Consider the following 14,218-nt stretch of genomic DNA (forward strand, 5'->3'; position numbering starts at 1 on the left):
ATTATGCATTCTCATTCTAATCTGGTGATTTCTATTTTTGTATCCAAGCACCATCATACCCTAATTTATATCCGCCTACTGTTGTATTATATGCCATGGCACCATTGCTATTTAAGTAATAATACTTTCCATTTGAATCTTTAATCCATCCTGTTTGTATCTTACCTTGTGAATCTAGATAATACCAAGCTCCATCTACTGATTGCCATCCTGTTTTTCTAGCTCCATCACTGCCTAAATAGTACCAGCCTCCGTTATAATTTAACCATCCAGTGGCCATATCTCCGCTGTCAAGTAAGTAATAATTTCCTACCCAAGTATTCTTAACAAAATTTCCTGATGCATCATTATACTTCCATGATCCATTTACTTGTACCCATTTATTATAATTAGTTTCTCCTCCAGTGGTATTATTTTGTGTTGAAGTGACACTTCCTCTGATCACTGTCAAAGTGTAAACTCTTTCTTCACCACTATTTTCATTTTTAACGTCTACTTTAATTTTATTCTCGCCATCTTTTAGATTAACTGTTGTTTTATAATCATCATCTTCAAATACTTCATCACCGTTAACCTTAACTGTATAAAAATCTTTTTCTGGTTCCGCTTTAATTGTAACTTTATTTACATCGCTAGGGACATTAGAACTATAATTCACTTGTGATTGTGATAATGAGAAAAGTCTGCCATCAATGCTTAGTTTATCTAGATAAATGCTATCTTGATGCTCTGGTTCTGCTGTATCTTGCGAGCTTGTACCATTTGATGAAGGATTTCCTCTATTTATTATCAAAGTATATACTCTATCTTTATCACCATCTTCAAGTTCTATTTCAAACTCATTTGTGCCTTCATCTAAATCTACTTCTTTTTTATAGTTATCTGCACTTTGAACATTTTTATTATCAATAGTAACATCATAATCGTCATCTTCTGGTGTTGCTTTAATTGTTACTCTCTTTACATCACTGGCAACATTATAAGTATACGTTAATTCAGATTTTGACAACTGAACCTTATTATTATTTACACTGAGCCTTTCTAAATAAATATTATCATTATCCTTATTTTGATTATAATCTGGGTTCTCTACTTTAATCCTATATGTACTTAAGACATTATAATCATCATTATCTTTGTATCTCATATCATCATCTGGTTCTTTGCCATATACCTTTATTGTAAGAGTAGTAGTTGAAGAATCATCTGATAAATCAACGTCCTCCCCTACCTCTTTTCCTTTTGAAGAAGATGATGTTCCATTAAATACTCTAACATATTTTTCATCAGGCCCATCAATATCAATACTTACAGTATCTGATGAAGTTTTTGCGTAATAAGTTTCTCCCTCTTCTACATCACTGGCATTTACTTTGCTGTCATAATCACTATCACTATATAGTTTTATGTTGTTTCCATCTTCATCATTTAATTCTAGACGATCCAAATAATCATCATCGTTATCATTTGCTGCATAAGCTTTTATAGTCAATACATTTATATTTGTAGCAGGCGCTGCTGCTGAAACGATTCCAAGAGCTAACGCTATTGAAACTATTTTAATCATATTTTTCTTCATTTTATTTCCCCCGTTTCTACTTATATATTTAATTAGTAAATACATCCTTAATTAATTATATATCAGGATTAACAATTAAAGTAGACTTTTTGAGTTTTTTAGTAATATTACCAACAATATAAAATATTGTAAATAAACTTGCAACTTCTAAATATATTTATTTAAAGCAAAAGAAACGTCTATTAAATAAACGTTCTTTTGCTTTTTTAGTTATTATACTATTTATATTCTTAGTTAATCCAAGCTCCATCTGATCCAAGCTTGTATTTACCAATCATTGTATTATAAGCCATAGATCCATCGCTATTTAAATAGTAATACTTTCCACTACCTAAATCTCTAACCCATCCAGTTTGCATTGCACCTTCTGAGTCTAGGTAGTACCATTTTCCACCTGCTTGTTGCCATCCTGTTTTTCTTGCTCCATCAGAACCTAGATAGTACCACTTTCCACTATAATTCAACCACCCAGTAGCCATATTTCCATCAGCTTGTACAAAGTAATTTTGAACCCATGTATTTTTCACTGTATTTCCTGTTGCATCTTTATATTGCCAGTTTCCGCCAACTTGTACCCATTTATTTGTAACAGTTGCTACAACATCAGTTGCACTGCTTGGTGAACCAGAAGCTGTATTTGTTGTACTTCCTGTAGTCGATGATGTGCCGCCTCTGTTTATAATTAATGTATATACTCTTTCATCATCACCATCTTCAAGTTCAATTTTGATTTTATTTTCACCTTTATCCAAATCTACATCTGATTTGTACTTATCATCTTCATCTACACTGTCACCATCGATTGTAACATCATAATCATCTTCATCTGGAGTTGCTTTAATTGTTACTTCATCTGTATCACTACTTACATTATAAGTATATTCAACTTTTGATTTTGATAAACTAATAGTTTGACCATCTACACTAAGTCTATCTAGGTAGATATCATCGTAATCATCTGAACTATCATCAGAATCTTCATCATCTGAATCCGAAGAATCAGCTGTACATTTAACCTTTATTGTATATTCACTTGAATAATCGTCATCTTCTAATCTTACATCATCATCTGGTTCTTCATCATATACTCTTACAGTAAGAGTAGTAGTTGAATCTTTGTCTAAGCTTATATCACTACTTATTTTTTTACCTTTAGTAGAATCTGAAGTTCCCTTAAAAACTCTAACATATTTTGAACTTGGTCCATCTATATCTATATTTATAGTATCTGATGAAGTCTTAGCAAAATATTTCTCGCCAGCCTCTACCTGATCTGCATCAACTTTATCATCACTATCATAGCTACTGCTTTCGTAAAGCTTTATTTTACTACCACTTTCAGTAAGCAATTGTAAGCTTTCAAGTTCAGTTTCATCATTTGAATCGTCATCAGATGATGCATAAGCTTTTGTAGTTAAGAAATTTATATTTGTTGCAGGCGCTACTGCTGAGATAGTTCCTATTGCTAATGCAATTGCAACTATTTTTTTCAAATTTTTATTCATAATGTTCTCCCTCCACTTTAAGCATGCGAAATAAATAATAGGTATGCATACTGGTCTATTATTTTTCGATTGTGCTTTAATTACATATTATAATTATTTTACCACTTAATTCATTATTGTGCGCTTAACACATTTAAGTTTACAATTTATTTACAGAAGTATTATTATTCTAATTCTCCATCCGTGCCTAATTTATATGCACCTATTGCAGAATCTTTTATCATTTTACCTGTAGAATCTAAGTAATACCATTTCCCGCTTGAATCTTCAATCCAGCCTGTCTCCATAGCTCCACTACCATCAAGGTAGTACCAGTTTCCAGTTGAATCTTCTAACCATCCCATTTGCATGGCTCCACTTTTATTTAGATAATACCAATTTTTATTTGTATTTACCCATCCTGTCTGCATTTCACCATTTTCGTTGAAATAATACCAGTTGTTATTATCACTAAACCATCCTGTAGTCCTAAAGCCATCTTGTCCTAAATAATAATTCTTTCCAGTATCCTTATCAAACCACCACTTATTTTTTAAAACTGAGCCTGTACCATCTACATATCTCCATTTTCCATCTACTCTTTGCCATGCATTAAGGCTGCCTTCTTGAGTTTGAATTGCAAAGTTTTGGCCGTTTGAAGAATCAGTTTTATTTGCTGATTTACCCCTATATACATTCAAAGTATAAGTTGTATCTTCATCCTCATGCTCAACATATATTGTTATAGTATTATTTCCTTTATCTAAATTAACTGTCTTTTCGAAATTATCATCTTTATATACTGAGTTTCCATTGATTTCTATATAATCATCATCATCGTCAGGATTAGCTCTAACAGTTAATTTTTCAACATCTTCACCAACATTAACATCATAAGAAGTTTTATTTTTTGAAAAATCAACACTTCCATCACTTAAATTAATTCCATCTAAATAAGCATATTCTCTATCTTCTTCTGCTTCTGATGTACTACTTTCTTTTCTTGCATGAATAATATAAGTCTTTTCACAATCACTTACATCTCCATTATTATAAGCTTCCTTATATGCTTCTTCGCTCTTATATGTTCTTAGATAGATATCTTTATAGCCTGAGCCAATGTTAACATCTTGTCCAACATCTTCACCTTTTTCAGATCTGCTTGATGAAGTAAACATCTTAACTACATATCCGCTTCCTTTTACTTCTGCAGCTATATTAAAGTCACTTACACCTTTAAGCTGTACATAATAGTCAGTATCGCTTGATAAATCTACTTCATCTCCAGAATAACTATCAAGCAATTTAATTTTGCTTCCGCTACCCCAAGTCAAATCTAGCGATTTTAATTCTCCATTACTAGCATCATTATATGTTGATGCATAAGCTTCAACGCTTCCTAATAGAAAATTGTTGCTTGGTGCAAATCCAGAAACAGCTGCAACCACAAGAGTTGCTGCAATTATATATTTAATTTTTTTATGCATAAACTTCCTCCTTACTTTTATTTATAAAATTAATCTATTTACTTTTACATAACTTACTTATTATATAAATAAACATTATATAGTTATAATAACATAACTTAATTTAATTATAAATATAGAACTATAATCCTATACTATTCCAAGTGTACTACATAGTTCTAAAAATTCTATTATATAAATATTAATTTTTTATAAATAATTAATTTATCATATCATCAAAATATACAAAGCAATTTTTATCTCATAGTATAATATGTAGACATTTCACATGAATAATCCATAATATATATGTTCCAATTCACAATGCACATTTCACAATTCTAACTAAAATTATTGCAATATTTTTAGAATTATAATGAAGAATTGTTTTTTAATGTATATATCATATCATCAAAAGATATAAAATAATTTTTATATCATAATATATGTAGTTATTTCGCATGAACAATCTATAATTAATAATCTACAATATTGTTGAAATTCATAATGCACAATTCCAGCTATAATCATTGCAATATTTTTAGAATTATGATGAAGAATTATTTTTGCAATATATGTGTTAGTGATTGAAAACTTAATTTTATCTCCTGATTAGTAATCATTTGATTGATTAAAACAAGAACTCACTTATAAGAATAAAGCGAGTTCTTGTTTCATTATTAGTAACTTAATCTAAAAACTAAATTAAATGTACAATTAAATTAATGTTCATAATATTTTCCTAAAGTATTAAAGCTCCACTATTATTGAATTTATACTCTTTTCCATTAATAGTTCTTGTTCCAGTTGCCATGCTACCATCTTCAGTTAAATAGTATTTTGAATTATAGTCAATTAACCATCCTTTTTGCATTGTTCCATCTGCATTAAAGAAGTACCACTTTCCACCATCTGATAACCAGCCTGTCCTCATTGAGCCATCTTGATTTAAATAATACCAATTGTCAACTTTTTTAGTATCATTATCTCCTGAATTAGTTGATGCATCAGTGTTCTTATTTTGATCATCTACTGTTTCTTTATGCCAGCCTGTAACCATTGCTCCATCCGACCCCAATAAATACCACTTTTCATTATCTTTTTGCCAACCTGTAAGCATTGCACCTTTACTATCTAACAAGTACCATTTTTCATTATCTTTATGCCAGCCTGTAACTCTTAAACCATCTTTATCTAAGTAACAGTATACTTTTTGATCTTTATCATAAAGCCATGAACTTTTTAATACTTTTCCATTTTCATCATAATACTTCCAACCATCATTAGTTTGAACCCATTGAGATTTCTTATCTGATGTATCCTCAGTATTATTGTCCTTGCTATCATCTGCTTCCTTACCTCTATTTATAGTCAAAGTATAAGTTCTCTTTTTATCATTTAACTCATCTTCAACATTTACCTTTATGACATTTTTTCCTTTATCTAATGATACTTTTTTTTCATAGTCATCACTTGATCTTACTTCATCTCCATCAATTGTAACTGAATAATCGCTATCTTCTGGCTCTGCACCTATAGTTATTTTACTTACAGACTCATCTAAATCAACATTGTATGAATTATCATCTTTAGAAAAGTCAATATCGCCTTCACTTAAAGTTATATGATCTAAATATATATCATCTTCGTTATCAGAATCGTCTCCTCTAGTAACATTTAATGTATATGTTCTTTGATTATCCTTACTATCTGTAACTTTTATTTTAATCTCATTTTTACCTTTATCTAAAGATACAGTTTTTTTATAATTATCGCTAGAATCTACTAAAGATCCATCTACTCTGACTCTGTCGCTATTACTCTCAGGAATTGCTTTAATCCACATGCTCTCAACATTTTCATCAACCTTTATATCATAGCTTGTTTTTCCTTTTATGAAATCTATATCTCCTTTGCTTAAGTCAATATTATCTAAATATATCGAATCTTGAGAATCATCCTCATAAGAACTTTCTTTAGTCTTTCTTACATTTAGCGTATATTCTTCTTTACAATTTGATACATTATTCTTTACTTTATTAAATTCTGATTTAGACTTATAAGTTCTTATATATAAAGTTGTATCACCTTTTCCAAGTAAGATTTCGTCCCCTGGATCATAAGCTGTAGCATTTTCTGCATCAGATGTAAAAATCTTAACTACATAGTCATCACCTTCAGCGTCAGCCGTTATCTTAATTCCATCACTATCATCAGTAAGCTTTGTATAGTATTCTGTTTCATCACTTAATTTTACTGTATCTCCATTATATCCATCACGCAAATCAAGAGTTTCTCCATCTAAAGATTTTATCTTTAGAGTTTTTAATTGTTCATCATCTGGAGAATATGAAGATGCATAAACAGGTTTTGCTCCTACAAAATATGTATTTAATGTCGTAGGTGAAATTGTTGAAATTGTATTGACAGCAACTGTGATCGCAATTATTCTTTTTATATTTTTATTCATAAAATTCCTCCCCATCCATTATAAAGTGAATTTTTTAAAAATAACAAAAAAAAATCACTTAACATAATTTTACCATGTTTTTTATATAAAATCTAAATATTTCTAGCATTAATACGACTCTTTTTTCAGATAATAAGATATAACTAAGTTTTATTTACTTTAGTTATCGCAAAATTTTAGATATTATGTACTATAAATAAATTTCAAAAATTAATATGTGAGGAGTGATTACAATGAGCAAAGAAAGAACACCATATAATCCTACTCCAGGAGATTATGATGTTGAGAAGTTATCTGGTACAAGACCCGAATCTTCTAATAGGCAAGAAGGACGAGATAACATTGCACCAACTAGAAGTTTAAATCCCCTTTCGACTGACGGCCCTAATAAAAATATAACGAGTTCAACATCTTCTAAACCCCATCCAGTAACAGGACCTGTTGCTATGAATCATGAAGATGCTTTTGAATATAAAAATCATAATATTTGAGAAGTTAGGAGTGATTATTAATGAGTAAAGAAAAAATGTCATCTAATGAAAATGAAAAATATTATTCTGGAGAAGAATTAACTGATTCACATCCATCAGACCCAAATGATTCTGAACTAAAAAAAATAAAAAGTATGTATCTTCCAGATTCGAAAGCTGACCATGCTCCAAGTGAAAAAAGCATTGAAGATGCTAATGGATTGGAGCATCCTGAGCCAGTCAAACCAAAATCACTAATATAAATAGCATGAATATAACTTTATCTATATAGATAACCCAACTAAGACCTGAACTTATGCATATAACTCGCCGAAATGAATAATATACTTTTGTTCCAGTTTCTAGTTGGGATATATTTCATAGTATAAATCCAGCTTATAATTGGCTTATCTATAACAAGTCAAAATCTGTTCTAAATCTATATTTATATTGTAAATAATATTGAGCAAAAGATAGGAGTGATTTTTATGAGTCAATCAAAAATTCCATTTAGTATAAACCCTGGCGATGATTATCCAATGGAAGAGTATAGTAAGGAAAATTCATCAAAATCAAGGGCTTCTGATTCTAAAAATGTACGAAAGACTGCTGATTCAGGTGAAAGAAATGCTAAAAGTTTAAATAATGCAAATATATCTAGAACTAATCTAGATACAGAGCTTATTGATCTAAATGCTGACGGCGACTCTGATGAATCTAAATATAGTGATTTAATATGAAGAGCTTAATAAAAATAATTTAATAAAATTAGGAGTGATTTTATATGAGTAAAGAAAAGAAAGTATCTCATACTTCCGAGGTGAGAGATGGTAGTAAAAAAGACTTTACTAATTCCTACTTGCCAAAAATGAGAACTAATTATCATCCAAGCAGAGATGATGTTGAAAGTGCAACTGGCGTGGATTTTCCTGTAAATATGCCTAATCCAGCAGTTGACCCTATTGTTGTAAATAATATAGCTAGTCAAGAATTTGATTACACACAAGATATGCTTTCTCCCGATAATTATGAAATAGATGGAGATGATTAGTTATATAAGGACTGCAAAAAATTCAATATATTTTTGAATAATTTTCCCGCTGTTGGTAAGAATAATATTCGTACCCCATAATACTCAGGCACTAAAGTTTATCATTTTAATTTAGTGCTTATTTCCAAAAAGTCCACCATAAATTAAATTTTTATGGTGGACTTTTATATTTTTAACCTATTTTAAATTGTCAAAAAGCCCTTACCTCTAACCTCAGATATATCAATAATTGTTATAAAAGCTCCTGGATCTATCTGATGCACAATACTTTTTAGTTCAACCATTTGGTGTGAGCTTACAATACAGTAAAGCATTTTCTTTTTATCATGAGTATACTCACCTTCCGCGAACAAAGATGTAACTCCACGGTTAAGATCTTTTATTACATAATCAATAATTTCTTTTTCTTTTCTTGTTAGAATCAGAAGAAGTTTTTTACTGCTAAATCCTTTTAATACTCTGTCAAGAACTGTACTTTGAATAAACAAAGAAATAAGAGTATACAATGCTTGTGGAATACCAAATATTAATGCTCCTATAATAACTATTATCAAGTTTAGAGAAAATCCCAAACTTCCTATATTAAAATTCGAATATTTTTTTCTAATAAGCATGGTTATAATATCTGTTCCTCCTGTGGAACCATGTCTTAAAAATACCATTCCATAGCCAATACCACATAAAACCCCACCATATATACAAAAGATAAGTAAATCACCATTCATATCAATTAGGCGTGAAAGTGGTTTTGTTATAAGCAGAGAAGCTGAAAGACTAAGCATCCCTATTGTTGTATAAATCGTAAATGATCTATCGAGTTTTTTATAACTCAATACAAGTAGTGGTAAATTAATTATTAAGATTACTACTCCAGATGGAACTTTAAGAGTGTACTCTAAAATCAGTGCAATACCAGTGGCACCACCACTTAAAAGTTTTGCATGTACTAAAAATAGATTTACCCCTAACGATGCAATCATGCAGCCTAAAAATATGAAAAACACATCAACTATATTATGCTTCAACTTATAATATAAACTCATTTGTATACTCCTTGCAAAATGGTTATTTGGGTTTCATTTCATTTTTCAGATATTATTCTATATTCAATCTTTAGTATTTTCAACAGATTTTTTACAGTTTCTACAAAAAGTTTTTACTATTTATCAAGTAATTATTAATAATTCATGTGATATAGCAAATAAATATCAATATTACTACCAGAATAGTAACATGATATCTATTTACATTGAGAATTTATTAAATTTTGAACTTATCAACTTCCATTTCTAAACGCTCAGCTTTTTCTTTCAGTTTTTCCACTTCTTGTGATACTTCTAAAATAGCTTCCGTTTGAGTTTGAATTGATGCCGTTACTTCCTGTGAACATGCTGCTGTTTCTTCTGATATTGCCGCAATATTATTTATTGAATTAACTACTTGTTCATTTTTGTCATTCATTTCTTCAACAAAGCTTCCCATATAATCTATTGCAGTTGTTATTGTGTCAGTCGCCTGTGTAATATTATTAAAGGCTTCATTCACTTCATTTACTGAAACGAATTGATCCATAGATACTTCTTTTACTTTTTTCATATCACTTACACTGCTTAATATATCTTGCTTTATATTTAAAATTATCTCTGCTATATTTTTAGTTGATACTGCTGAATTTTGTGATAATTTTTGAATCTCTGTTGCAACTACTGCAAAACCTTTGCCAGCTTCCCCTGCTCTTGCCGCTTCTATAGATGCATTTAGTGCAAGTAACTGAGTCTGCTCTGCGATCCCCTTTAAAACTCCAAGTATATTTTCTATATTCTTAGATTTATCACTTAAGCTTTCTATATTTCCTTGAGTTTTTTCTACAATGGAAATTGTTGTTTGTGCCTTTTCTTTTAAATCTTGAACCTTGTTAATTCCATTTGCAATTGCTTTAGATGAATTGATTGATTCATTAATCATTAGATTAGTCTTTTCCTCTAACTGATTAAATTCTCCCCTCATGTCCTCTCCAAGCCTTGCACTCTCTTCTGCTCCGCTAGCTTGATTAGATGCTCCTTGCGCTATTTCTTGTGATGTAATATTTATATCCCTTGCCACATTAGTTGTTTCCTGAGACTTTTCAGCTAAAATTGCAGAGCTCTCTTTCATATCATGAGTCAAATCTTTTGTTTTGATTAATAAAGCAGAAACCTTACTCATCATCTCATTGAAGCTTTCACCTAATAATTTAATTTCATTTTTCGCTCTAGTAGAAGATTTTACTGTAAAATCACCAGTTGATGCTATAGATAATAAGTTTGATATTTCTATTATAGGCATTGAAATTCTTTTCGATACATACATGATTACTGCAGCTGCTGCAAGTAATATTATTAAGCCTGCAATTAATGAAATTTTTGTTATTTTATTTATAATAGCTTTTGCACTGGATTCCTTTTGAACTGTTATGACTGACCAATTAAATGAATTCCCATCTAATTTTATGTTCGTATAAGATGCATAGTAATTTTGACCATTTTCTTTATACTTAAGGCTACCATCATTCCCAGCCATCAACTGAGCTATAATTTCTTTTAACCCATCCGACACTTCTATCGGTTCTTCCTTAGGATTTCCCTCTTTGACTCCAGTTGTTCTAGTTTGGTTTTTATAATTATATAATTCTTCAATCACTTCGGTATTAGGATGTGCAACAACAACACCCTCTCCATCTATTATGAAAGAATATCTTCCTGATGCTTCATCTGAATATTCACTTACTACTTCCTGCAATTTTTCTAAATTAATATCAGACCCCATTACTCCAACAAACTTATTATCTTCAACCAAAGGAACAAATATTGAAGTTACTGGATTCTTAGAAGAAACTGAATAATATGACTTTGATACAAATGATGATAAAGAACTTTTTGCTTGCGCAAACCACCATCTGTCTGATCTGTCAGCAAGATCCCCTGATGATCTCCCAGTCTGCATTCCTTTTTCATCCTGCATATACAATAATTCAAAATATGGATTTCTGTCTTTAGTTTCTTTAAGTACTTTTTCCTTTGTATCTTTACTTCCTTCTCTTACTTCTGAATTATATGCCAGATCTTCTGTCACTTTATATGCCGTATCCATAAAAGAAGAAACATTTTTTGATATAAGCTTAGATAACATTTCATTCTTACTATTTATTTCATTATCATAATATTTCGATAAAATAGTGCTTACACATAAAATAATTCCAAGAGTCAGTACAACGGATATTGATAACATTGTGATTAGGAGTTCGCTTTTTATGCTCTTTATTTTCACAGAGCTATTTTTATCTTTATTATTTGTTTGCTTGTCCATTGTCTTTTCATATTGTTTTCTAATCAATCCCATTTATTTTCTCCCCTTATCAATATTTCTTATAAAATAAGTAGTAGTTTTAGAATTATTTTTTACACTATAAAAATTATGTTTATTACAATAAATATACTTATTCTTTTACAAGTTATGCTTATTTTTCATGCATTATTGATAAATTATAACATATAATTACATTTAATCAATGTAAATTGCAAAGATAATTATACTATTCAACTGAAAAGCCCATACATTTCTGTGAAACAAAAATATATAGGCTTTCGGTTAGACTTTTAAATTTCTAATTTTAGACTCTAAACTTTAAATTTATCAATTTCTTTTTTTAATTTTTCAGATAAATGTTGTAATTCTTCTGTATGATGGCTAAATCTATCCATTGTAGCTGTTACTTCTTCTGCTGATGCAGTAACTTCTTCTGTTGATGAAGCTGTTTCTTCAGAAATGGAAGAACTATTTTCTATTTGACTAACAAAAATCTGCTTCTGAATTTGCATATCATCTACTGAATGTTTAACATCAATAACTTTTTCTGTTAAAGTTGTGATCGAAAATAATATATCATTAAATATTGACTCTGTTTTTGTTACAGCTTCGTTTTGCTCTGAATTAATTTTTTTAGTGTTTTCCATTGCTTTAGCTGCAACTTCTGCCTTTGATTGGATTGCTCCTGTTATTGACTTAATCTGTTCTGTAGAATTTTGGGATTCTTCAGCAAGTTTTCTTATTTCTTCAGCTACTACAGCAAATCCTTTACCAGCTTCTCCTGCACGTGCAGCTTCAATAGATGCATTTAATGCTAGTAAATTTGTCTGTTCTGTTATTTCAGATATAGTATCGGACATTGAAATAATCATTTTTACACTTTCATTCATATCTGAGAATATATTTGATACTTTTTCTGTTGCTTCCATTGTTTCACTATTTTTATCTATTAATGTACTTACAGTAATTATTCCTTGTTTGCTAAACCCCTTCGTTTCTTCTGATACTTTATTCATATCCCTTGTGGCATCTGCAATATTATCTAATTTTTTTGATAATTCTCCTACACCAGTAGCAGTATCTTGAGAGCTTTCAGCTAAATTTACAGCTCCCTGTGATATCTCTGAAACAGCTAGCGAAACCTGTGACATAGACGCTGTCGTTTCTTCAGCCATACTTGAAAGGTTAGCTGTAGTCTCAAACACTATGTTAGAAGTTTCTTTTGCACTTTCTAATAATTTACCTATATTTTTTATCATAGAATTATAGTCATTTGCAAGCTGACCAACTTCATCTTTTGATTTAATTTCTATAAATGTTGATAAATCTCCATCTGAAGCCTTGGCAAATACTTCTTTTAATTTTTTAATATTAGTTGCAATTCCTTTACTTAATATCAACGATACAATGACTGAAATTATTAACATTATTAATATTATTATAGAAGTAGTTAATATTATCGATTTTGTGTCGCTTGACAATTCACTTTGTTCTAATGATGCGATTAACTTCCACCCTGTTATTTTATTAGTTGTATATGCCCCAAACTTTTCTGTTCCATTGTAATTATACGTAATAAAGCCGCTATCTCCTGTTTTTGCTTCATTCCAATATGATAATTTTGTAACATCATCTTTTCCAATACTACTTTCATCAGGATGTGCTAACATTATACCATCTGCATCTGTAATAAATAATATTCCTGAATTACCTACCTTTTTTGCTGATATGTGCTCTGAAAGTGCAGTCAATGTTAAATCCATTCCAACAACGCCAACAATTTGATTATCTTTCACAACTGCTTGTACAATTCCTACAACTGTCTTTCCAGTGGCGGCATCTTGATAAGGCTTAGTTATTACAGGCTTCCCTTTTGCTTTTATAGCTTCTTGATACCAAGGTCTTTTAGTTGCATCATAACCTTCTGGCATCTTTGTGTCTGGATATATTGCAAATTTACCTGAAGCAGTACCGTAATATGTATCGAAAATATCCTTATTACTTTCTTTTAAGTTTTTCAATAAATCAGGTATGTAATCAAAATTACTTCCATAATCAACATTCACTAAATTATAATTGTTTGATAACATTGTTACTCTTTCTGTAAATCCAGCAAAATAATTATCTAGTCCACTATTCACTTCAGAAAGCGTTTGCTTGCTTGTTAAATTTAATTTTTGGCTAAGTATTGATTTTGACTGGTTATAAGAAAAAACTCCCGCTACAATGAGAGGAATAAAGCAAATTAAAACTAAGCTAATAATTAGTTTTATTCTAATACTATGAAAATTTAATTTTTTGAATAACATTTTTCTCACCCTCCATCTCTTTTTATTAATACAAATAATAAAAC

General features: G+C 30.0%; 11 protein-coding genes. 4 read left to right on the forward strand and 7 right to left on the reverse strand.

Features of this window, described 5'->3' with window-relative positions; genetic code table 11:
- Nucleotides 1-31 precede the first annotated feature (31 nt).
- The 4 genes from PZA12_RS23125 to PZA12_RS23140 all read right to left on the reverse strand — a co-directional run bounded on the left by PZA12_RS23125 (nucleotide 32) and on the right by PZA12_RS23140 (nucleotide 6,999).
- Nucleotides 32-1,579, reverse strand: coding sequence for an N-acetylmuramoyl-L-alanine amidase family protein (locus PZA12_RS23125; protein WP_103699336.1), 1,548 nt, complete (start codon nucleotides 1,577-1,579; stop codon nucleotides 32-34).
- Between the two features lie 230 nt (nucleotides 1,580-1,809).
- A complete protein-coding gene (locus PZA12_RS23130) occupies nucleotides 1,810-3,084 on the reverse strand; it encodes an N-acetylmuramoyl-L-alanine amidase family protein (RefSeq protein WP_103699335.1) in 1,275 nt (424 codons plus the stop codon).
- Between the two features lie 164 nt (nucleotides 3,085-3,248).
- Nucleotides 3,249-4,550, reverse strand: a complete 1,302-nt coding sequence (locus PZA12_RS23135) for an N-acetylmuramoyl-L-alanine amidase family protein (protein WP_103699334.1) — start codon at nucleotides 4,548-4,550, stop codon at nucleotides 3,249-3,251.
- Between the two features lie 721 nt (nucleotides 4,551-5,271).
- The gene (locus PZA12_RS23140; protein ID WP_103699407.1) at nucleotides 5,272-6,999 is read right to left on the reverse strand and encodes an N-acetylmuramoyl-L-alanine amidase family protein; all 1,728 of its coding nucleotides are present in this window, start codon (nucleotides 6,997-6,999) and stop codon (nucleotides 5,272-5,274) included.
- Nucleotides 7,000-7,232: 233 nt separating this feature from the next.
- On the opposite strand from PZA12_RS23140, the gene PZA12_RS23145 reads away from it, so the two are divergent.
- From PZA12_RS23145 to PZA12_RS23160, 4 genes are all read left to right on the forward strand, one after another.
- Entirely contained in the window at nucleotides 7,233-7,490 is a 258-nt protein-coding gene (locus PZA12_RS23145; RefSeq protein WP_103699408.1) for a hypothetical protein, read from the forward strand.
- A 20-nt stretch (nucleotides 7,491-7,510) separates the two neighbouring features.
- On the forward strand, nucleotides 7,511-7,732 hold the full coding sequence (locus tag PZA12_RS23150) for a hypothetical protein (protein ID WP_023974352.1): 222 nt from the start codon (nucleotides 7,511-7,513) through the stop codon (nucleotides 7,730-7,732).
- 225 nt (nucleotides 7,733-7,957) lie between these two features.
- Nucleotides 7,958-8,209 (forward strand): hypothetical protein, encoded by a 252-nt coding sequence (locus tag PZA12_RS23155; RefSeq protein WP_039773673.1) that lies wholly within the window; start codon nucleotides 7,958-7,960, stop codon nucleotides 8,207-8,209.
- 44 nt (nucleotides 8,210-8,253) lie between these two features.
- On the forward strand, nucleotides 8,254-8,520 hold the full coding sequence (locus PZA12_RS23160) for a hypothetical protein (RefSeq protein ID WP_103698806.1): 267 nt from the start codon (nucleotides 8,254-8,256) through the stop codon (nucleotides 8,518-8,520).
- A gap of 182 nt (nucleotides 8,521-8,702) precedes the next feature.
- On the opposite strand, the gene PZA12_RS23165 is transcribed toward PZA12_RS23160, so the two are convergent.
- From PZA12_RS23165 to PZA12_RS23175, 3 genes are all read right to left on the reverse strand, one after another.
- Nucleotides 8,703-9,563, reverse strand: coding sequence for a YitT family protein (locus PZA12_RS23165; protein WP_012060924.1), 861 nt, complete (start codon nucleotides 9,561-9,563; stop codon nucleotides 8,703-8,705).
- A 217-nt stretch (nucleotides 9,564-9,780) separates the two neighbouring features.
- A complete protein-coding gene (locus tag PZA12_RS23170; protein ID WP_103698805.1) occupies nucleotides 9,781-11,898 on the reverse strand; it encodes a methyl-accepting chemotaxis protein in 2,118 nt (705 codons plus the stop codon).
- Nucleotides 11,899-12,176: 278 nt separating this feature from the next.
- Nucleotides 12,177-14,174, reverse strand: coding sequence for a methyl-accepting chemotaxis protein (locus PZA12_RS23175; RefSeq protein WP_077868301.1), 1,998 nt, complete (start codon nucleotides 14,172-14,174; stop codon nucleotides 12,177-12,179).
- Nucleotides 14,175-14,218 lie beyond the last annotated feature (44 nt).

Origin of the sequence: Clostridium beijerinckii (assembly GCF_036699995.1) — a bacterium.
Lineage (GTDB): Bacteria > Bacillota > Clostridia > Clostridiales > Clostridiaceae > Clostridium > Clostridium helianthi.

What these genes read in the sequence shown, in the direction of transcription:
- PZA12_RS23125 (WP_103699336.1), bottom strand. Translation starts at nt 1,579, where the DNA reads ATGAAGAAAAATATGATTAAAATAGTTTCAATAGCGTTAGCTCTTGGA.
- PZA12_RS23130 (WP_103699335.1), bottom strand. Translation starts at nt 3,084, where the DNA reads ATGAATAAAAATTTGAAAAAAATAGTTGCAATTGCATTAGCAATAGGA.
- PZA12_RS23135 (WP_103699334.1), bottom strand. Translation starts at nt 4,550, where the DNA reads ATGCATAAAAAAATTAAATATATAATTGCAGCAACTCTTGTGGTTGCA.
- PZA12_RS23140 (WP_103699407.1), bottom strand. Translation starts at nt 6,999, where the DNA reads ATGAATAAAAATATAAAAAGAATAATTGCGATCACAGTTGCTGTCAAT.
- PZA12_RS23145 (WP_103699408.1), top strand. Translation starts at nt 7,233, where the DNA reads ATGAGCAAAGAAAGAACACCATATAATCCTACTCCAGGAGATTATGAT.
- PZA12_RS23150 (WP_023974352.1), top strand. Translation starts at nt 7,511, where the DNA reads ATGAGTAAAGAAAAAATGTCATCTAATGAAAATGAAAAATATTATTCT.
- PZA12_RS23155 (WP_039773673.1), top strand. Translation starts at nt 7,958, where the DNA reads ATGAGTCAATCAAAAATTCCATTTAGTATAAACCCTGGCGATGATTAT.
- PZA12_RS23160 (WP_103698806.1), top strand. Translation starts at nt 8,254, where the DNA reads ATGAGTAAAGAAAAGAAAGTATCTCATACTTCCGAGGTGAGAGATGGT.
- PZA12_RS23165 (WP_012060924.1), bottom strand. Translation starts at nt 9,563, where the DNA reads ATGAGTTTATATTATAAGTTGAAGCATAATATAGTTGATGTGTTTTTC.
- PZA12_RS23170 (WP_103698805.1), bottom strand. Translation starts at nt 11,898, where the DNA reads ATGGGATTGATTAGAAAACAATATGAAAAGACAATGGACAAGCAAACA.
- PZA12_RS23175 (WP_077868301.1), bottom strand. Translation starts at nt 14,174, where the DNA reads ATGTTATTCAAAAAATTAAATTTTCATAGTATTAGAATAAAACTAATT.